20 protein-coding genes and 1 riboswitch are annotated in these 20,224 nt (G+C 29.9%); of the genes, 18 read left to right on the plus strand and 2 right to left on the minus strand.

The annotated features are described in order from the left end of the window. Positions 1 to 57 precede the first annotated feature (57 nt). From cutD to DY168_RS04160, 13 genes are all read left to right on the plus strand, one after another. Entirely contained in the window at positions 58 to 1,011 is a 954-nt protein-coding gene (cutD, locus tag DY168_RS04100) for a choline TMA-lyase-activating enzyme (protein ID WP_115640607.1), read from the plus strand. A 72-nt stretch (positions 1,012 to 1,083) separates the two neighbouring features. Further along, a complete protein-coding gene (locus tag DY168_RS04105; protein WP_115640608.1) occupies positions 1,084 to 1,815 on the plus strand; it encodes a cobalamin adenosyltransferase in 732 nt (243 codons plus the stop codon). Then, entirely contained in the window at positions 1,782 to 2,642 is an 861-nt protein-coding gene (eutJ, locus tag DY168_RS04110) for an ethanolamine utilization protein EutJ (protein ID WP_423237228.1), read from the plus strand. The genes DY168_RS04105 and eutJ overlap by 34 nt, the downstream gene beginning before the upstream one ends. 18 nt (positions 2,643 to 2,660) lie before the next feature. Next, the gene (locus DY168_RS04115; protein ID WP_115640609.1) at positions 2,661 to 2,963 is read left to right on the plus strand and encodes a BMC domain-containing protein; all 303 of its coding nucleotides are present in this window, start codon (positions 2,661 to 2,663) and stop codon (positions 2,961 to 2,963) included. Beyond that, positions 2,960 to 3,223 (plus strand): EutN/CcmL family microcompartment protein, encoded by a 264-nt coding sequence (locus DY168_RS04120; protein WP_115640610.1) that lies wholly within the window; start codon positions 2,960 to 2,962, stop codon positions 3,221 to 3,223. The genes DY168_RS04115 and DY168_RS04120 overlap by 4 nt, the downstream gene beginning before the upstream one ends. Before the next feature lie 78 nt (positions 3,224 to 3,301). Next, entirely contained in the window at positions 3,302 to 3,982 is a 681-nt protein-coding gene (locus tag DY168_RS04125; RefSeq protein WP_115640611.1) for a cupin domain-containing protein, read from the plus strand. A 21-nt stretch (positions 3,983 to 4,003) separates the two neighbouring features. Continuing rightward, the gene (locus DY168_RS04130) at positions 4,004 to 4,741 is read left to right on the plus strand and encodes a BMC domain-containing protein (protein ID WP_115640612.1); all 738 of its coding nucleotides are present in this window, start codon (positions 4,004 to 4,006) and stop codon (positions 4,739 to 4,741) included. An 84-nt stretch (positions 4,742 to 4,825) separates the two neighbouring features. Continuing rightward, positions 4,826 to 6,412, plus strand: coding sequence for an acetaldehyde dehydrogenase (acetylating) (locus DY168_RS04135; protein ID WP_115640613.1), 1,587 nt, complete (start codon positions 4,826 to 4,828; stop codon positions 6,410 to 6,412). Next, on the plus strand, positions 6,412 to 7,062 hold the full coding sequence (locus tag DY168_RS04140) for a phosphate propanoyltransferase (RefSeq protein ID WP_115640614.1): 651 nt from the start codon (positions 6,412 to 6,414) through the stop codon (positions 7,060 to 7,062). Before DY168_RS04135 ends, DY168_RS04140 begins: the two co-directional genes overlap by 1 nt. Before the next feature lie 51 nt (positions 7,063 to 7,113). Further along, positions 7,114 to 7,404, plus strand: a complete 291-nt coding sequence (eutM, locus tag DY168_RS04145; protein ID WP_115640615.1) for an ethanolamine utilization microcompartment protein EutM — start codon at positions 7,114 to 7,116, stop codon at positions 7,402 to 7,404. A gap of 1,667 nt (positions 7,405 to 9,071) precedes the next feature. After that, positions 9,072 to 10,283, plus strand: coding sequence for a radical SAM/SPASM domain-containing protein (locus tag DY168_RS04150; RefSeq protein WP_169994102.1), 1,212 nt, complete (start codon positions 9,072 to 9,074; stop codon positions 10,281 to 10,283). Continuing rightward, a complete protein-coding gene (locus DY168_RS04155) occupies positions 10,276 to 11,202 on the plus strand; it encodes a S41 family peptidase (protein WP_104410272.1) in 927 nt (308 codons plus the stop codon). Before DY168_RS04150 ends, DY168_RS04155 begins: the two co-directional genes overlap by 8 nt. A 116-nt stretch (positions 11,203 to 11,318) precedes the next feature. After that, entirely contained in the window at positions 11,319 to 12,866 is a 1,548-nt protein-coding gene (locus DY168_RS04160) for an ATP-binding cassette domain-containing protein (RefSeq protein WP_104410271.1), read from the plus strand. Between the two features lie 268 nt (positions 12,867 to 13,134). On the opposite strand, the gene DY168_RS04165 is transcribed toward DY168_RS04160, so the two are convergent. Together DY168_RS04165 and DY168_RS04170 are read right to left on the minus strand one after the other, a co-directional pair. Beyond that, positions 13,135 to 13,797, minus strand: coding sequence for a DUF3793 family protein (locus DY168_RS04165; RefSeq protein ID WP_104410270.1), 663 nt, complete (start codon positions 13,795 to 13,797; stop codon positions 13,135 to 13,137). 23 nt (positions 13,798 to 13,820) lie between these two features. After that, entirely contained in the window at positions 13,821 to 14,237 is a 417-nt protein-coding gene (locus tag DY168_RS04170) for a flavodoxin (protein WP_104410269.1), read from the minus strand. A 155-nt stretch (positions 14,238 to 14,392) separates the two neighbouring features. Beyond that, positions 14,393 to 14,466: riboswitch (Fluoride riboswitch) on the plus strand. Positions 14,467 to 14,530: 64 nt separating this feature from the next. Here DY168_RS04170 and DY168_RS04175 point away from each other — a divergent pair. The 5 genes from DY168_RS04175 (at position 14,531) to DY168_RS04195 (ending at position 20,181) form a co-directional block, all read left to right on the plus strand. Continuing rightward, a complete protein-coding gene (locus DY168_RS04175; protein ID WP_115640616.1) occupies positions 14,531 to 15,709 on the plus strand; it encodes a cation:proton antiporter in 1,179 nt (392 codons plus the stop codon). Between the two features lie 161 nt (positions 15,710 to 15,870). Further along, the gene (locus tag DY168_RS04180) at positions 15,871 to 16,299 is read left to right on the plus strand and encodes a hypothetical protein (protein ID WP_115640617.1); all 429 of its coding nucleotides are present in this window, start codon (positions 15,871 to 15,873) and stop codon (positions 16,297 to 16,299) included. 57 nt (positions 16,300 to 16,356) lie between these two features. Beyond that, positions 16,357 to 16,902, plus strand: a complete 546-nt coding sequence (locus DY168_RS04185) for a cysteine hydrolase family protein (protein ID WP_115640618.1) — start codon at positions 16,357 to 16,359, stop codon at positions 16,900 to 16,902. A gap of 69 nt (positions 16,903 to 16,971) precedes the next feature. Continuing rightward, on the plus strand, positions 16,972 to 17,652 hold the full coding sequence (locus DY168_RS04190) for a pseudouridine synthase (RefSeq protein ID WP_115640619.1): 681 nt from the start codon (positions 16,972 to 16,974) through the stop codon (positions 17,650 to 17,652). A gap of 723 nt (positions 17,653 to 18,375) precedes the next feature. Continuing rightward, positions 18,376 to 20,181 carry an ABC transporter ATP-binding protein gene (locus DY168_RS04195; RefSeq protein WP_115640620.1) on the plus strand — a complete coding sequence of 602 codons (1,806 nt, stop codon included), beginning with the start codon at positions 18,376 to 18,378 and terminating at the stop codon, positions 20,179 to 20,181. Positions 20,182 to 20,224 lie beyond the last annotated feature (43 nt).

Here is a 20,224-nt window from a genome sequence, read left to right on the forward strand (position 1 = left end):
ATGTAGATTATAGATTTCATTTAAAATAAAAGTAAATGAAACTGGAGAATGAAGAATATGAGTAATGGAAATTTAGGTATAATGGAACGAAAAGCAAGAATTTTTAATATTCAAAAGTATAATATGTATGATGGAGACGGTATAAGAACATTAATATTTTTCCAAGGATGTCCACTTCGTTGTAAATGGTGTGCAAATCCTGAAGGACTTATTAAGCAGCATAGAGTTATGCTTAAAACTAATTTATGTGTTAATTGTGGTGACTGCGTTCCTGTTTGTCCAGTTGGAATACATAGTATCTCAAAGGAAACTCTAAAGCATGAAGTTAATCGTGGTATAGAGTGTATAGGCTGCGGTAAATGCGAAGATGCTTGTCTTAAATCAGCTTTATCAATAGTAGGAGAAACAAAAACTATATCAGAACTTCTAGAAATAATAGAAGAGGATAGAACATTTTATGAAATGTCTGGTGGCGGAGTTACACTTGGTGGCGGTGAAGTTTTAATGCAACCTGAGGCAGCTTGTAGTCTATTAATGGCCTGTCAGCAAGAAGGTATAAATACTGCAATTGAAACTTGTGGTTATGCAAAACTAGAATCAGTACTTAAAGTTGCAGAGTTTACAGATTTATTTTTATTCGATATTAAACATATGGATTCTGATACACACCTTGAATTAACAGGCGTTAGAAATGAACAGATTTTAGAAAATCTAAAAGAACTTCTTCGTCTAAAATATAATGTAAAAATACGTATGCCTTTATTAAAAGGTGTTAATGACTCAAAAGAAGACATTGAAAAAACTATGGAATTTTTAAGCCCATATAAAGATTATAAGAACTTTAGAGGAGTTGATTTACTTCCGTATCATAAGATGGGGGTAAACAAATACAACCAATTAAATATGGAATATCCTATAAAGGATGATCCTAGTTTAAAGGATGAAGATTTAGATAGAATAGAAGGATGGATTTCAAAATACGATTTAAAAGTAGAAGTAATTCGTCATTAATGTTAATAGATAATATTGAAGTATTGATGCTTTAAAGAAGTATTGATTTGAAAAAGGTAAGGAGTAAGGTCAATGATAAAATTTATTACCGAAGAGTATTTAAGAGATGTATATAAAAAAGAACATTTTGAGACCTACGAAATAGAGCAAGGGAAGCGACTTACACCAGGAGCTGCTCAATACTTATCTGATAAGAGAATAAAAATAAATAATAATGCTTCAAATATAAAGATGGATGTTTCTAAAAATGATAAGTTTCAAATAAAAGGGACAAAAGATAAAGACGATAAAATAGTAAAAGAAGAAGTAGTAGATACGCATTTTAAATCTAAAAAGAAGATTTGTTTAAGATTAAAATCCATAGAAGCTAAATGTCTTATTACTAGTAGTGAAATATTAGAAGAAGATGTGTTTTTAGCACAAGATATTATGAATTTAAGTAAAAAATTATCAAACATAAGAAAAGCTATAGAAAAAAGAGATGATTTTGAATCTGTCTATTTTAAAGATTGCACAGGAATGAATTCATTAAATTTTACAAGTGATGTTGATGATTGTTTTGAAATAACTGATTTTCATATGCAACTTAAAAATGGAAAGATAATTTTAAAAATGCACATACTTCGTTGCATTTTACAAGAGTTCCAAGTTGAAATACTTGAAACCTTTGAATCAGAAAATACTGATGTAAAAAATAAAATTGTGGAAAGAGTTAATTTAATAATTAATTCATTATCTCAATTGATTTGTTCAGCAGTAGGAGGAAAAGAATGTCAAAGAAGAAAATATCAAATCAGAGAATAAACTTTGAATATTGTGATGATTTAATTAAAAAATTCGAAGAAGTTATAGAAAAACCAATTACAAAGAAATCTTCTGTATATTATACCGGTGTAGACTTAGGTACTGCCTGTGTAGTTTTAGCAGTTTTAGATGAAAATTATAAGCCAGTTGCTGGCGCATACAGATATGCTGATGTAGTTCGCGATGGTATGGTTGTTGATTATATTGGTGCAGTAAGACTTGTTAGAGAACTTAAAGAGGAAATAGAGGCGAAATTAAATACTGAGCTTATTTATGCAGCAGCAGCAATTCCACCTGGAACAGATACTTTAGATTCAGGAGCAATTAAAAATGTAGTTCAAGCAGCTGGATTTGAATTGACCTGTCTTTTAGATGAACCTACCGCTGCAAATGCTGTACTTAAGATTGAAAATGGTGCCGTTGTGGACATTGGTGGTGGAACAACTGGAATATCAGTTTTAAAAGATGGAAAAGTTGTTCATGTTGTTGATGAAGCTACAGGTGGTACTCATTTTTCACTTGTTATATCAGGTGCATATAAAATAGATTTTGTAAAAGCAGATAAGTTCAAAAGAGATAATAAAAATCATAAAGAATTGTTACCTGTACTAAAGCCAGTAGTTGAAAAGGTAGCATCAATAATTACTAATAATATTAGAAATTATAGTGTGGATGAAATTTCTTTAGTAGGTGGTACTTGCTGCTTAACAGGAATTGAAGGAATTATAGAAAAAAGTACAGGGATATATACTCATAAACCTAAAAACCCTATGTTTGTTACACCACTTGGAATAGCATTAAGTTGTACACAGGATATTATTGAATAATAAGGAGTGTGTTTAAAAGTGGATTTTAGAATTATAAAATCACCTTCCAATGGAACTAAGGAAATTCTTAGAAGACGAATGGGTGGGGGATGCAAAGCAAATTTAGATAATGCTGATGCAATAGGACTCATTCAAGGCAAACTTATTGATATGATTTATGTTGCAGATATTGCTGAAAAATCTGTTGGTGTTGACGTTGAAGATATTAGAGGTACATGTCCACAGCACATGGTTTTGCTTGCTATTTTTGGGGATACATCATCAGTTGAATCTGCATTAAAAGAGATTGAACTGAAAATGGAACAAGGTAAGTTAAAATGATAATAGCGAGAATTATTGATACCGTATGGGCTACTAGAAAAGCAGAATCACTTAATGGACTTAGATTTATGTTAGCTGAGGATATCGGTGAAACAGGTGAGGGACACAGGTTTATTGTTGCTGACATTATGGGGGCAGGTATTGGAGATAGAGTTATTGTGAGTACTGGATCATCTGCACGTATGATGTTAGAAAAGGACAATATTCCAGTAGATGCAGTTGTAGTTGGGATAATTGATAATGATTGCACTTTAAGTTAAAGCACAATCTTTTTTAGCAAAGTCATAGGACTTTAGGGTTAATATAAAGACTAAAATTATCTGACGGGATGTGAAAATATGAAAAGGTTAATTAGTGCAAAGAATGTTGAAGAATTAATAGTAAGTGGAGAAAAGACCTTGTATATAGATGGAACTGAAATAATTACACCATCAGCTAAAGAACTTGCAATAAATAATGAGATAACATTTACAACAGAGGATAAAGTTTTATTTGAAACTACAAAACCTAAAGTAGAAAGTGTAGAAGTTAAAAAAACTACAAGTATAGAAGATATTGATAGTGAAATGATACTTAATGTCTTTAAAGCAATGATGGACAAAGGTCTTTTAGAAGGACTTATGGAAAGTTTAAAACCCAAAAATCTTTTATTTGATGCTGAGTGTGACCCTAGCGGAGTTAAACTTGTTAGAGGAAATACAGTAAAAATGGATACATTTGATACTGGTAATAAGAATGCAAGAGTGTATTTTCAAGAATTAATAAGTAAAAAGGAATCAAAAATGAGCGCTGGATTTTTAGTAATTCAAGACTCAAAATTTGATTGGGAATTAACTTATGAAGAAATTGATTATGTTATAGAAGGAACTTTAACAGTTGAAATCAATGAAAAAGTATATACAGCTTATCCAGGAGATGTTTTATTTATACCATCAGGTTCTAAAGTAGTTTGGGGTTCACCAGATAAAGCAAGGATGTTTTATGTAACATATCCAGCAAACTGGGCGGATCTTTCATAAAAAAGCTAGGAGGATAAACCTATGCAAGCGATTGGTTTAATAGAAACAAAAGGATTAATTACAGCAATTGAGGCTGCTGATATAATGCTAAAATCATCAGATGTAAGTATTGTTGAAAAGACTTATGTAGGTGGTGGTCTTGTAATAGTTATAGTTACGGGGGATGTGGGTTCAGTTAAGGCAGCTATAGAAGCTGGATCAGCAGCAGTAAAAAGAATTAATCCAGAATATTTAATTTCAGATCACATAATGCCAAGGCCAAGCGAAGAACTTAAGACTATAATTGGACCAAAGGTTACAGTTGAGGTTTTAAAAGTTAGCCCATGTAATGAAGATGTTATAGAGGTAGAATCAATACAAAAAGAAGAAGTACAATCTACTAAGGTAGCAGAGTCAGAAGTTAAATATAGAGAAGTACAAGCTATAGCATCACAACTGGAGTATATAGAAGTACAATCTGAAAAAGAAGTTTTAAAAGTAGAAGATGTAGAACCAGTAAAAGGTTTAGCGGGTACTAAACAGCAGGTTAAAGAAATGGATTTAGATAAACTGCACAAAAGTAATATAGATAAATTAGTAAGTGAAGATGGCATACAAAAAGCTGTTTTAACATTAGATAAGCTAAAAGTTGTTAAGCTTAGAAATTTAGCTCGTGAGTATGAAGACTTTGTAATTACGGGTAGAACAATTTCAAAAGCTGACAAAAAGATATTAATTTCAAAATTCAAAGCATATTACGAAAAAAATAGTAAGATTTAATTACTTGATTTTTCTTAATTAATATATGTAAATTTAAGATTTCAGTTTGAAATTCTATAAATTTACGAAAGGAATGAACATATAATGGAAAACTTTGATAAGGATTTATATTCAGTACAAGAGGCAAGAAACCTTGCTAGACTTGGAAAGGTGGCAGCTAATAAAATTGCTACTTATAGTGAAGAACAAATCGATAAAATTTTACGCAACATGGTTAGAGTTGCACAGGAAAACCTTGTTTGTTTAGCACAAATGGCAGTTGAAGAAACAGGTTTTGGTAAAGTTGAGGATAAAACCTATAAAAATCATTTAGCATCTGCTATAGTATATGATTCAATAAAAGATATGAAAACTATAGGTATAATTAATGAAGATGAGGTAAATAAAGTTATAGAGATTGCTGAACCAGTTGGTTTGGTTATGGGTATAATACCTTCAACAAATCCAACTTCTACTGCAATTTTTAAAGCTATGATTTCTATAAAATCTCGTAACGCTATAGTATTTGCGCCACATCCATCTGCTGCAAAATGTACAATTAAAGCAATTGAGTTAATGAACGATGCAGCTATAGAAGCTGGTGCACCAGAGAATATTATAAGTACTGTAAAAACACCAACTATTGAAGCTACAAATGAATTAATGAAGTGTAATGAAGTTGCAATAATAATAGCAACAGGTGGTCCAGGAATGGTTAAAGCTGCTTACAGTGCAGGAAAACCAGCTCTTGGTGTTGGCGCAGGAAACTCTCCAGCATATATAGAGAAGACTGCCAACATAGAAAAAGCTGTTAGAAACATTATGGCAAGTAAGACTTTCGATAATGGTACAATATGTGCTTCAGAACAATCTATAATATGTGAAGAATGCAATCACGATGCAGTTGTTGCAGAGTTTAAAAAACAAGGCGGATACTTTATGACAGAAGAAGAAACTGATAAAGTATGCAAAATATTATTTAAAAATGGACATACTATGAATGCTAAGTTTGTTGGAAGAAGTCCACAGGTTATAGCCTGTGCTGCAGGTATTTCAGTTCCACAAGGCACTAAAGTACTTATAGGAAGACAAAATGGTGTAGGTGCTGGTAACCCACTATCATATGAAAAGCTTACAACAGTTCTTGGATTCTATACAGTAAAAGATTGCAACGAAGCATGTGAATTAAGTATTGAATTACTTCAAAATGGAATCGGACATACAATGAGCATACATACTGAAGATAGAGACATGGTTATGGCCTTTGCAAAGAAGCCAGCTTCCCGTATTCTTGTTAATACTGGTGGATCACAAGGTGGAACAGGTGCAAGCACAGGACTTAGTCCTTCATTTACATTAGGTTGTGGTACATGGGGAGGAAGTTCAACATCTGAAAATGTTACTCCAAAGCATCTTATAAATATTAAGAGAGTTGCTTATGGTTTAAAAGATTGTGCAACATTAGCATCTAATGATCCAAGCTTTAATCGTATAAAAACTGCAGAAAATTGTAATGCTGCTAGAAATCAATGTATGAATATGAGCCCAGATCAAATTGCAGCAGCAGCAAAAACTTTAAAAGATTCTAATGATAAAACTACAGTTACTGAATCTAATAGTAGCAAACTAAAAGAAGAAGAACTTTTAGCTTTAGTTAATCAAATGATTTCATCTATGAAAGGTAATAACTAATGGATAATTATGAAGAATTACTAAAGCTTGTATTAGAAGCTGTTAAGGATAAGCAAGCAAATACGTTAACTAAAGAAGATTTATCAAAGATTCCAGTAGGAATTTCTAATAGACATGTACATCTTTCAGAAAAGGATGTAGAAAGCCTTTTTGGAAAAGGTTATAAACTTACAAAGTTTAAAGATTTATCTCAAACAGGGCAATATGCTTGCAATGAAATTTTGACAATTTGTGGACCAAAAGGAGCAATTGAAAGAGTTAGAATTTTAGGACCTGAAAGAAGCAAGACTCAAGTTGAGGTATTAATGGGAGACTGCATTAAACTTGGAGTAAAGCAACATGTAAAATTATCTGGAGACTTAAGTGGAACAGCTGGGGTTACATTAATTGGACCAAAAGGATCTGTTCAACTTGAAGAAGGATTAGTTGTTGCACAAAGACACATCCATATGACAAAAGAAGATGCTAAAAACTTAGATGTTTGTAATGGAGATATAGTATCAATAAAAATTGATGACTTAAGAGGTGGAATATATAGCAATGTTGCTATTAGAGCAAATGACGCTTCAAAACTTGAATGTCATCTTGATATTGAAGAAGCTAACGCAATGGGCATTAGCTCAAAAACAAAGATAACAATAGTTAAGTAATATTTATAAAATTAATATAAATATAATAAAAATATTTAGGAGGAATTTAAAATGAAACATGATGCATTAGGAATGATAGAAACAAAGGGATTAGTAGGAGCAATAGAGGCAGCAGACGCTATGGTTAAAGCTGCAAATGTAACTTTAGTAGGTAAAGAGCAAATAGGTGCTGGACTTGTTACTGTAATGGTAAGAGGTGACGTTGGAGCTGTTAAAGCTGCTACAGATGCAGGAGCTGCTGCTGCTGAAAGAGTTGGAGAATTAGTATCAGTTCACGTAATACCAAGACCACACTCTGATGTTGAAGTAATACTTCCAATGGCTAAATCAGAAATCAAATAATTTTTTAAATAGAATAGAAAAAGTAAAAGTGTCACTAGAGTTAATTTAGTGGCACTTTTTTTAGCGTGTGGTGAATTGTCTCATAAAGACTTTCTAATTAGAGTGATGTAGGCTTACACATATAGCTATCATATATCTAATATTGTCGGAATATGTAGAGTGGTATTTATTTGCATAATATCGTAAATGCTATATGATATATAGTAACAGATGGGTTACAAGTCATAATTAGGTAACCTTATATAAAAGTTATTTATAAACAAAAAGCCACATTTACGTATTGACTAAAATTAAACTAAAGACCTATTTAGAAGATGACTTTCCAAAAAGGTAATTTAAATACTGTTATACTTGGAATATAGATAAAGAAAGCGTAAATGATATTTTAAATAGGATAATTGTTGGCCGTAGTAATAGAATAACATTTATTTTTACGCATGATGATTTACTAAATTATATTATAATACAGTTTTAAACGTCTAAGTTTAAATAAATAGCATTAATTAAGCCAAAAGATAAATGAGGAAGTGAATTTATGGAATGCAATGAAGCGTATGTAATAGAGCTACCATAGATATTCTTGAGCAGATGGATGTGTGGCGCTCTAGTAGGCATGGGAGATGGCGCCTAAGACATAATAAAGTAGTCTAATCTAAAATGGGACACGAAATATTAAATACTGTGTCCCTAATTAAGTCAAAAGATAAAGATGGTGTTAACACTATCAAAATAAATAAGGAGGTGAATTTATGGAATGCAATGAAGTATATGTAATAGAGCTACCAACAGATATTCTTGAACAGATGGATGGATGTACATGTGCATGTGGCGCTCTAGTAGGAACAGGAGGTGGCGCCTAAGACATAATAAAGTAGTCTAATCTAAAATGGGGCACGAAATATTAAATACTGTGTTCCTAATTAAGTCAAAAGATAAAGATGGTGTTAACACTATCAAAATAAATAAGGAGGTAAATTTATGGAATGCAATGAAGTATATGTAATAGAGCTACCGACAGATGTTCTTGAACAGATGGATGCATGTTCATGTGCATGTGGCTATCTAATAGGCCAAGGAGGTGGCGCTTAAGACATAATAAAGTAGTTTAATCTAAAAAGGGACACGAAATATTAAATACTGTGTCCCTTTCTTGCATAAAGATAAGTATAATTAATAGGTCTTATTTAAAAAAGTAATAATGTACTAAAAAATATGATTGCTTATTTTTAGATGACTTTTTTAAATCTTTTTATAAGCCATTGAAAAATATTATAAAAAGGAAAGGACTCTTAGAAATAATTATACAGTTTTAAGTACGTTTTTTCTGAAGGCTCCACACCAACCAATTTAAATCTATAACTATTAATTTTTGGCAAAGATTGAATATCTTTTTATGGTATAAAGGAGTCTCTAGCCTACTGATAAATAGATATACTATTTTTATAAGTAGATACAATTATTGCAACGGACTATTTTTTTAGATGTCAACGCTACAACATATAGGATAAACCAACCTTATGGTAAACATCCCATGTAAGTAAATAAAGAGAAATAGCAATATTGACTCTCATCCTAGAACACCTATATTTGAAGATATCAATTATAAGTGTACGGGCTCAATGATACAATTGTTTATGACGGCGTTAAGCGTCTTAATGGAGGTAAATATGGATAGATCAAGAGAATTAATTTTTACAAGTAATAACAAGAATGTTTTAGTTTATAATTATCATTTAAATAAGGCATGTATTATAAGTATTGGTACATATAAAAATATTTTTGAGTCAGATTATAGTATTGATAATCTAATAAGTAATGGGATTATCGATGATTTAAGTATATCGTTACTTATAAAAAATGGAGTCTTATTTAATAATTATCATGAATATCATAGATTATCATATGCGGAAAGATTGAGCAATAGAAAAGTTGAGGTATCATTAGATGAAGTATATTTGCATTTAACTCAAAGATGTAATTTAAGATGCGATTATTGTTATAATAAAAAAAATCTAAATGATACAGATTTTCTAACTACAGATGATATTTTAATGATAGGAGAAAAGTTGAAAAAAATTGATGTAAAAAAGATAACTTTTACTGGTGGAGAAGCATTATTAAGAGATGATTTAGAGTATATAACATACAAATTCAAGAAAATGGGTTTTAAATTAGTTTTATTAACTAATGGTACAAAATTATTGAAAAATGTAAAAGTATTAGATAATGTTGATTCAGTAATTGTAAGTTTAGACACTTTAAGACAAAGTAGTAATCAGAGAATAGGATTAAATATAGAGAGTTTAACAAAGGACTTATCAAATATTGCAATAAATTATTCAAACAAAATATATATTAGATCTGTTGTATCAAGTATTAATGAACATATATGGAAAGAAGTTGAACGATTTTCAATAGATAATGGTTTTAAATTCATATCTAATATATTTATACCTAATAATATTAGTGAAGTTGATTTTATGCCAAAAATAGATATGATAGAAGTTGATGAAAATTTGTTGAATTTTTCAGGTAATATTTGTGGTGGCTGTTATAAAGAAATTTCAATTGACTGTAAAGGATATATATATCCATGTCAAGCATTATTAAATGATAAATTTAAAATTGTAAATATTTTTGATGAGAATTGGTATAATCTACTTAAAGAATCAAAAATTACAGAAGAGTTTAAAAAAAGAAATGTTAATAATATAGAAGGTTGCAAAGATTGCGAATATAAATATTTATGTGGTGGAGGTTGTAGAGCAATAGCTTTTAATGTATATGATTCATTAGATGCTAAAGCAGAATGTATTTGTGATTATCATAAACAAATTGTAAAAAAGAAATTGGAAGGCTTATTAAATATATATGGTTAATAAAGGAGATATTATTAAAGAGTTAATTGGTCAATATGCATTTAAAGTTGATAATAGTAAGCTAATTGAAAGCTTACCAAAGTTTGTTTATTCAAGAAATTGTAAATACTTTGATATATTAAATAGTGAACCTGCATTTAATATATTCAATTTATTAGGAATAAAATATAGGTTTTATAATAATGAGTGTTATATAATAAGTGGATTTAAAAATATCAATAATACTGTTAAGGTTATAGATATTAATGGTATGAATTCATCAAAGGGGTTAGCAAATAGATCAGATAAATATAAGATTAAGATTAAAGATAATAAAGGATATATAAAAACTATAAATCTCAAATATCCAAATATAATTACAAAATCTAGAAAGAATGAATATCAAATCATAAATGATAATGAATTGTATATACATTTATATGACTTTGAAAATCTTGATTTAATAAGTGTAACTAACTTTGATAATAAAAAGATTTGGCTAGACTTAAGAAATAATCAAGGTGGTAGAGTACATAATTTGATTAAAATACTAGAGCTGTTTTATAATCATGGAGATGTCTTATTGTATCTTCAGAAACAAGATTCTTTCTTCAAAATAACATCAAAATTAAAAATATGCTATAAACCACTACACATATATTTACTTGTAAATAAAGAAACTGCTAGTGCTGCTGAGATGTTAGCAATGAAACTAAGTGAATTTGATAATGTGACAATTATTGGTGCGCAAACAGAAGGAAAATGGGTTTTAAATTCTGTAAAAAGGATTAACAATTATTATATAAGGTTTCCAGAATATGAATTTATATCAAAATCAGGTTCACATCTTAAATTAGGTTGTGGTATTGAACCTGATTATCATATCTCTGATAAAGTAATAAATAAGATGATAATTGATAAATTTTATTTAAAACTTTGATAATTTAGTATTGAAAAGATATGGTAAGTAGATTAGAGTTATCAAATTAAACTAATAAAAATATCATTATGCTATAATTCAAAGGCGGGTAAAATATTTATAGGATGTGATTGTAAGTGAAATATCGTCAGTTTTTAATTGTTATGATATGTATGGTTATAATAAATAGTTTAGCATATTTGACACCACCTATACTTATACAGATATGGAATAATGACAGTATAGGGTTTACATCTGAAAGAGTTATATGGTTATTCGTAGTTTTGTTACTTGCTTTAATTATAGAAATTATATTTACATCAATAAGAGAAAAGTTTGCAAAGGGTTTTAATATAAAAAATTGTGTAATGATGTTAAATAGTATGTTTCATTTGAAGTATGATGAAATCAATGAAAAGGGACCTATGAATTTGATTGAGAGAATAGCTATTTCAGTAAATAGTTTCTATGCATACTATACAGGAGATGCTATTAAAATATGGTCAAGTCTCATAATAATTACTTCAATAACTGTAATGGTTTTTTTGATGAATCCTTATATTGCTATTATATTAGTAATAATTGTACCTATTAATTATTTTGGTTATAGACTACTAAATAAAGAACTAATGAAACGATCAAAAAATATGCAAGAGAGCACTTCATCTGGATGGCAAGAGATTCTCTCTATAGTAAACCAAACAGATTATTTAAAACAATTACCTAATTATGAAAGATTATTTGAACAATTTGATTCATCATTAAATAAGATTTACGGATCAATGGCTAAGGTGAATATTTATGCTCAGTCATCAAGTACTTTGTTAAAATCAATGAATTCTATAGTAAACATTATGGTTATGGTTTTCTTAGTAATGGACTATATGAAATTAAATCAAAATCCAATGAATCTGGTTATTTATACAATAATATTGCCTTTGTTTTTTAATCAAGTAAATCAGTTGACCAGCTCTAATTTGAATAAAAGAGATATGGTAAACTCAAAAAGGTTTGTAGAAGAACTTAAACAACATAGAGAATTAGACGGACATATTGATATAGAATCAATAGATACAGTTGATTTACAAATAGATGAACTAATGATAAAAGATAGAGTATTATCTAAGGATATTAATGGTAGCTATAAAAAAGGTGATATAATTTGGATAAAAGGTTCAAGTGGTGCAGGCAAATCCACTTTACTTAAGCTAATTCCAAAGTTTAGAGAATCGGAAGGTGTAAAGTTAAATAAAGAAAGTATCATCAATATAACAAATAAAAGTATTAGATCTAATGTAGAGTATCTATCTCAAAATGTTCCTATTATAAAAGGTACTTTAAGAGATAATTTATTTTTGGGAAAAGAGAGATTATTACAAATAGAAAATGACTTAATTAAAGATCCTATTTTAGAGACAATTTTTAAAAATATTAATTTGGATACTGTTATACTTGAAGGGGGAACTAATCTTTCGGGAGGAGAGAAACAAAAGATTGCCATAGTTAGAGCTTTATATAATCATTCGGATGTTCTTATTTTAGATGAGATAACTTCAAATATAGATAAAGAAAGCGCAAATGATATTTTAAATAGGATAATTGATGACAGTAGCAATAGAATAACATTTATTATTACTCATGATGATTTGTCGGATAGATATTATAATACAGTTTTAAACTTATAAGTTAAAAAACAATATCAATTTAACAAATAAGACCATGGACTAATTAATTAGTCTATGGTCTTATTTTGAAGAGTTTAGTTAAGTAACAGTGTTGGAAGTGTAACACTGCTAAATCTATATAGATTTACCATCATTTATCCGACGGCTACCATCCGTAACACCCCTATCCTATTCAAGGTGGGGGTGTTACGGATGCTACGCCCCTGGATAAGTTCTTCTAAGCCTTTGATGGAGAGATGTATTACTTATAAGCAAACTCCACCTGAGTCTAAGAATCACTTGATATAGACTTAGCACTGGTATAAACGTATCCTTTTATACTTAAGGCAAGGTCAAAACATGAGCTTCCTTTAAGTATATTTTTTATGGTATATTCTTTTATGGTATATTCTTTTATTTCATCATATTTATTAAAAGTAAATTTTGCTTTATTACTGTCATTGTATACTTTCCAATAGCCACATAACAAACATCTTTTTGTAGTGCACTCCATGAAGTCTTTAACATCTTTAAATGGTATTCCAAGGAACAATCCGAGTTCGTGAGGGCAGTGATACTTTTCATATCTAGATTTTAATGTAGTTACATAGTTATTAATAGAACCATTAGGGGGATACCCTATAGTAAGTAAAAAATCCATGGTGTCATATTTACTTAATTCTTGCTTCAATAAAGATTCACTATAGATCATAACTATGATAGAATCATAACTTTCTCTTAACTCTACAAATTTCAAGTTTAGACTGTCAATGAAATTAATTCCAAAATCATTCCAACCTTTATACAATTTAATATTATTCTTTTTTATTGTAACTGTGGCAGCTGGTTTAATTTCTGCGATTACTAATGATAAATGATATACCAAAAAGGTTTCTACATGCTCTTTATTATTCATTGAATTCAATTTTTTATAAAAATCTAGATGTATCAATTCATACCACCGCCAAACTTATTTTATGAAGTAACTATTTTTCTTCCAAAAATTATACACTCTTTATCACTATCATCTGGTTCATTTTGAATTATTAAAGGAGTACCTATAATAGTACAACCGCAATCTAGCATTTTATCTTCAAAGTTCCTCATCCATTCGCCATCTCCCCAGCCATAAGAACCAAAAAGTGCAACTTTTTTACCAGATACTTTAGTTGAAATTTCGTCTATAAATGGTTGGAATTCTGATTTTTCTAATACTTCACTCCCCATAGATGGGCAGCCTAAGACTAGAGTATCCTCTTCTAATAAAGCATCAATATTTACATCAGATACAAATATTGTTTCTGCATCTTTACCTTCAGCTACAATACCTTGTTTAATTAATTTTGCCATCTTTTCTGTATTACCTGTTCCAGACCAATATACTATTTTCATTTAAATACCCTCCCTAAACATTTATGATTATGAAAATCAATCTCAATTAAAGAATATAACAAATATTAAACGTTGTCAAGTGTAGAGTATAATTTCAATAAGTATGATATTTTAATCACAACAAGGTGTATATTATGATATTATTGTGTTATAATATCACTATTGGGAATGAAGTACTCCCTTAGCAAATGCTAAAACCGCTTATTTAGCTGATGACTTCTGCAATAATATTATTGCAGAGCTATCAGCTTTTTTGTGTTTTAACATTTCATATTTAACAAAGGAGGAGTTTTATGTTATTTAGTCTTGCTCTTATTCTTATTATAGGATTCACATTAAGTGGTATTCTAAATAGAGTTAGGTTACCAGGAATTTTAGGTATGCTTATTACTGGAGTTATTCTTGGACCTTTTGTATTAAATTTAATATCACCGGATATTCTTAATATATCTAAGGATCTAAGGCAAATAGCCCTTATTGTAATACTTTCAAGGGCAGGTCTTTCACTAGATGTTAAGGATCTAAAAAGGGTAGGAAGACCCGCCATTTTGATGTGCTTTGTACCGGCTACCTTTGAACTTGTTGCAATAATATTACTTGCTCCAATACTTTTTAAGGTGTCATACATAGAAGCAGCTATAATGGGAACTGTTCTTGCTGCTGTTTCCCCAGCGGTAGTTGTGCCTAGGATGCTTAAGGTTATGGAGGGTGGGTACGGTAAGGAAAAAAGCATACCACAATTAATATTAGCAGGAGCATCTGTAGATGATGTTTATGTTATTGTATTATTTACAGCCTTTATGGGTATGTATCAGGGAAGAGGATTTAGTGTATTAAGTCTTATAGCAGTTCCAATTTCCATAGTTGTTGGCTTAGCTATAGGTATTTTATCAGGACTTTTACTTGTGTTTGTATTCAAAAAACTTCATATAAGAGATACTGTGAAAATATTAATAATTCTTAGTGTGTCCTTTTTATTTGTAACACTTGAATCAGAAGTTAAAGCCTATATTCCTATGTCAGGATTACTAGCAGTAATGGCTTTAGGAGGAACTATCTTAAAAAAATACGAGGCTTTGGCTAAGCGTTTATCTAATAAGTTCTCAAAAGTATGGGTGGGGGCTGAAATTTTACTTTTTGTTCTGGTAGGCGCTGCCGTTGACATTAGGTTTGTTTCAGATGCAGGCCTTATGGCAGTTATTCTTATTTTAAGTGCACTTATTTTTAGAATATGTGGAGTTTATATATGTTTAATAAAAACTAAGCTTACAAATAAAGAAAAACTTTTTTGTGCCATAGCCTATTTGCCTAAGGCTACTGTTCAAGCTGCTATTGGTTCAATACCTCTTTCAGCTGGGGTGGAAGCAGGAAACACCATTCTTACAGTTGCAGTACTTGCTATTTTAATTACAGCCCCAATTGGCGCTATAGGTATTGATAGGACTTATAAAAGGCTGTTAACAAAATCCTAGGTGAAATGTTAAAATATAAAATTAATTATTTCAAAGAATATAATTAAGATGTTAATTAGTTAGGTAATAACTTTTCATAAAAAATCATATTTATTATTAGATATCTTAAAAGATAACAATTAAGAATATCTTGTTTAATGATAATAAATGGGGGTTATAAAGTGGATTACTCAACACTTAGTTACACAGTTAAGAAAAAGACTAATAAGGTATGCGAACTAAAAGAACAAAGGGATAGAAAACGTAACTTATTAAAGATACCTGTCATAGCCATTGCTTTACTATGTATTTATGTAGGTTTCAATATCAATAGATATAGTTCTTATGTAATGGCTTTTCTTCAAAATCATAGTACAGAAAGTATTCTAAAAAGGTTTGATCCAATTATATTCGGAATATTTTTTGTTACAATAATTATTACGCTTATACTATTTGATGAATATAAAACAACTAAAAGAGGTTATGATGATCTTAGAAAAGACCTTATAAAAACTATTAATAATGAATTTTGTATTTGTAGTAATGATTGTAAGTGTAAGGATGATTATATTAAAGATATGGAGAAAAAAGGTGTGGATTTAATTTTTTAGCTAGGTATTGTCAAATTATTAGTATAATGAGAAAATGGGGATTAGGAGGTGCTAATGATGACTAAATTATTAGTAGTTGTTGACTATCAAAATGACTTCGTAGATGGTACATTAGGATTCATAAAGGCCGAAACATTAGAAATGCCTATATATAATAAGGTAAATGAATATCTCAAAAATGAGGACAAGGTTTTATTTACTTATGATACTCATTATGAAAATTATTTAGATACTAGGGAAGGTAAAGCATTACCAATATCACACTGTATAAATCATACTGATGGCCACATGTTATATGGAAAGTTAAATGAGTTTATAGACTGTAAGACTACATTGCATTACAATAAAGAAGGGTTTGGAATAGATCCAAAGGACATGGTGGAATTAGCTAGTAAAGTAGGAAAAGATATTAATGAAGTTGAGCTAGTTGGAGTAGTTACTAATATGTGCGTAATAAGCAATGTGATTATGTTTCAGTCACAATATAGGAATGCAGAGATTATAGTTGATGGAAGACTTTGTGCTAGTTTTAATGATGAGTTACATGAAAAAGCACTAGATGTAATTGAATCTTTGCAGGTGAAGGTTATTAATAGGAAATAATACTAATGTATTTTATATGTAGTCCGAATTAGATATATCAGATACAAGTGAAAGGACAGATATTTTAATATGAGAATAAATAAACTTCTTAGTAATTATGGGTTTTGTTCTAGGAGTGAAACAAATAAAATTATTGAGGAAGGTAGAATACAGGTAAATGGAAAGTTAGCTATTAAAGGGCAGTGGGTAGAGAAGGAGGATTATATTCTGATTGATGATGATCCTCTTTTGCCTAAGGATAAGATATATATTGCATTAAATAAACCGGTAGGTATCACTTGTACTGCGGCAAAGGAAGTGGAAGGTAACATAATTAGATTTATGAATTATGAGGAATATATTTTTCCTATTGGAAGATTAGACAAGGCATCTGAAGGGCTAATATTAATGACTAACGATGGTGACCTTGCAAATAAAATTTTAGAGTCAGAAAATAACCATGAGAAGGAATATATAGTAACTGTGGATAGACCTTTTGATGATGCTTTTATAAAGGGAATGTCAGAAGGTGTAGAAATTTCTGGAGCTCGAACAAGGCCTTGCATCGTAAGTAGGATTAGTGAAGATACTTTTAGAATTATACTTACCCAAGGGCTTAATAAGCAAATTAGAAAGATGACCAAGACTTTTGGGTATAATGTGATAAGTCTTCAGCGTATTCGAATTATTAATATAAAAATTCAGGGTATAGATACTGGCAAGTGGCGTAATCTTACAGAAGAAGAGTTAGTTGAATTGAGAAGTAAATAAAATAGAAAGGTTGTAAACTCACAATAAAAATTATTTTGAATAATCTGAAATTTGTGTTGCAATTTATTAATTTCCATTATATAATTATTATGTGGTAAATAACCACAACAAATAAAAAAAGGAGGTCGTGAATATGTTAACTATTAAAAGATTTAAGGTAGTCAATGATATGAGCATCTTAGTGAATTCTGTTAATAATAGAGTGTACGATGATGTTAATAATTCAGCACAATTTAATAAATTATACATGCACGATCTTGGTATACGTTTTTAATTTATAATTTAGTAATGTATAGCCATGGGTTGTGTACCTATGGCTTTTTATATTAGCTTTAAGGATATATAATTAGATCATCCTTCTAAAAGCTACTTTATCTTAAGTTGAAGTCTGTACCTAGAAACAGTCCATTGTAAGGTACATACTGTAACATCAGATAAAGATTGTAATTCTTAATTTAAAGAAAAGATTTCATATTAATTGTGAGCTCTATTTAAACTTAAGAGACAGTTTATGCGTTTAAAGCCGTAGAATATTATATTCTTCGGTTTTTTATTTTATAAAAATATAAAAGGAGTGGTAAGTATGATTAAAGATTATGTTAAACAAAAGGTAAGAGGTGAATATTTTAATTCTAGCACATGAGTTAAAAAGGTTGTATTAGAAACCTTTTTGAATATTAATTTGACGGGAACATTACTAGGATAATACAAGGGGGGATTAATTTGAAAAAACTTTTAAAGTTAGTTAAGGGGAATAGATTATTATACATTGCAGCAATAGCGTCTATTGCTATGTCCACATTTTTAGCCATGTTAGAACCTATGGTTATAAAAACTACTATAGACTCTATTATTGTAAATACACCTTTGAATGTATCACCATTTATTGAGAAGCTTATAAAGCTTTTTGGTGGTAAAGGAGTTGTTTCTAGAAACTTATGGATATGTTCTTTATTTCTTATAACATTAACAGTTATAAGAGGGATTTTCTTATTTTTAAGAGGAAAGCTTGCGGCTAAGGCAGCTGAAAATATTGCTAAAAATATAAGGGTAAAACTTTATGATCATATTCAAAACTTACCATATGGATATCATGTAAATTCAAAATCAGGGGATTTAATTCAACGTTGTACATCAGATGTAGATACCATTAGAAGGTTTTTTGCGGTGCAGCTTGTAGATATAGGAAGGGCGGTATTTATAGTAACCTTTGCACTCATAATGATGCTATCACTAAATAAAAAGATGACAGTAATTGCTATGGTAATAGTGCCATTTATATTTATATTTTCTTATGTGTTCTTTAAGAAAATCAAGCATAATTTTGAAAAGGCTGATACACAAGAAGGGGTTCTTACATCTGTACTTCAAGAAAATTTAAGTGGGGTTAGAGTAGTAAAAGCTTTTGGAAGGCAAAATTTTGAAATAGAAAAGTATGAAAAGCAAAATAAAAGATATAGAGATTTAAATTTTAACTTAATTAAATTGCTTTCTAACTATTGGTCTATATCGGATCTACTTTGTATGACTCAAATAGGACTCGTTTTAATTGCCGGCATATATTATGCAAATAAGGGTGAGATAAGTCTTGGAACTTTAGTTGTGTTTAATACTTATGAGGGAATGTTACTTTGGCCTGTAAGACAGCTTGGCAGAATTCTTTCGGATATGGGAAAGATGACAGTTTCGCTTAAAAGGATTACAAATATTCTTGAAACACCAGTAGAACAGGAATACGGTAAAGCTTTAAAGCCTGACATCAAGGGTGAGGTAACATTTGAAAATGTGTCATTTAAATATGACAAGGATACTAAAATACTTAGAAATTTAAGTTTTAGTGTTAAAAAGGGTGAAACTATAGCTATAGTTGGTCCTACTGGATCAGGAAAGTCCTCATTAGTTCATCTTTTATTAAGACTTTATGATTATGATAGTGGCTCTATAAAGATAGACGGCATAGAGCTTAAAGATATTGAAAGAAAGTGGGTAAGAAACAATATAGGAATTGTACTACAAGAGCCTTTCCTTTACGCACGTACTATAAAGGAAAATATTATGATATCTAAATTGGACTCTAGTGATAGGGAGATAGAAAGTGCAGCAACGTCAGCTGCGGTACATGAGGTTATAAGCTCCTTTGAAAAAGGTTATGATACTGTAGTTGGAGAAAAGGGGGTTACTCTATCTGGAGGACAAAGGCAAAGGGTTGCAATAGCAAGAACACTTATAAAAGATATGCCTATATTAATATTTGATGACTCCTTAAGTGCAGTAGATGCAGAAACAGACAGGGTTATTAGAGAAGAATTAAAAAAGAAAAGTAAAGATAACACTACATTTATAATATCTCATAGAATTTCAACAGTTATGGATGCAGATAAAATAATAGTTTTAAATCAAGGAAAGATTGAAGGGATGGGAACCCATAAAGATCTTATAAGTAAGGATGGAATATATAAAAGAATATGGGACATACAAAATTCACTTGATGCCTTTAGTGAAGATGAAGAAGAGGCTTTAAGTGAATAAAAACTTTATTATAGGTAAATCTTTAGGAAGAGTTATATGGGAA

The sequence above is a fragment of the Clostridium putrefaciens genome (assembly GCF_900461105.1).
In the GTDB taxonomy this organism is placed as follows: domain Bacteria; phylum Bacillota; class Clostridia; order Clostridiales; family Clostridiaceae; genus Clostridium_L; species Clostridium_L putrefaciens.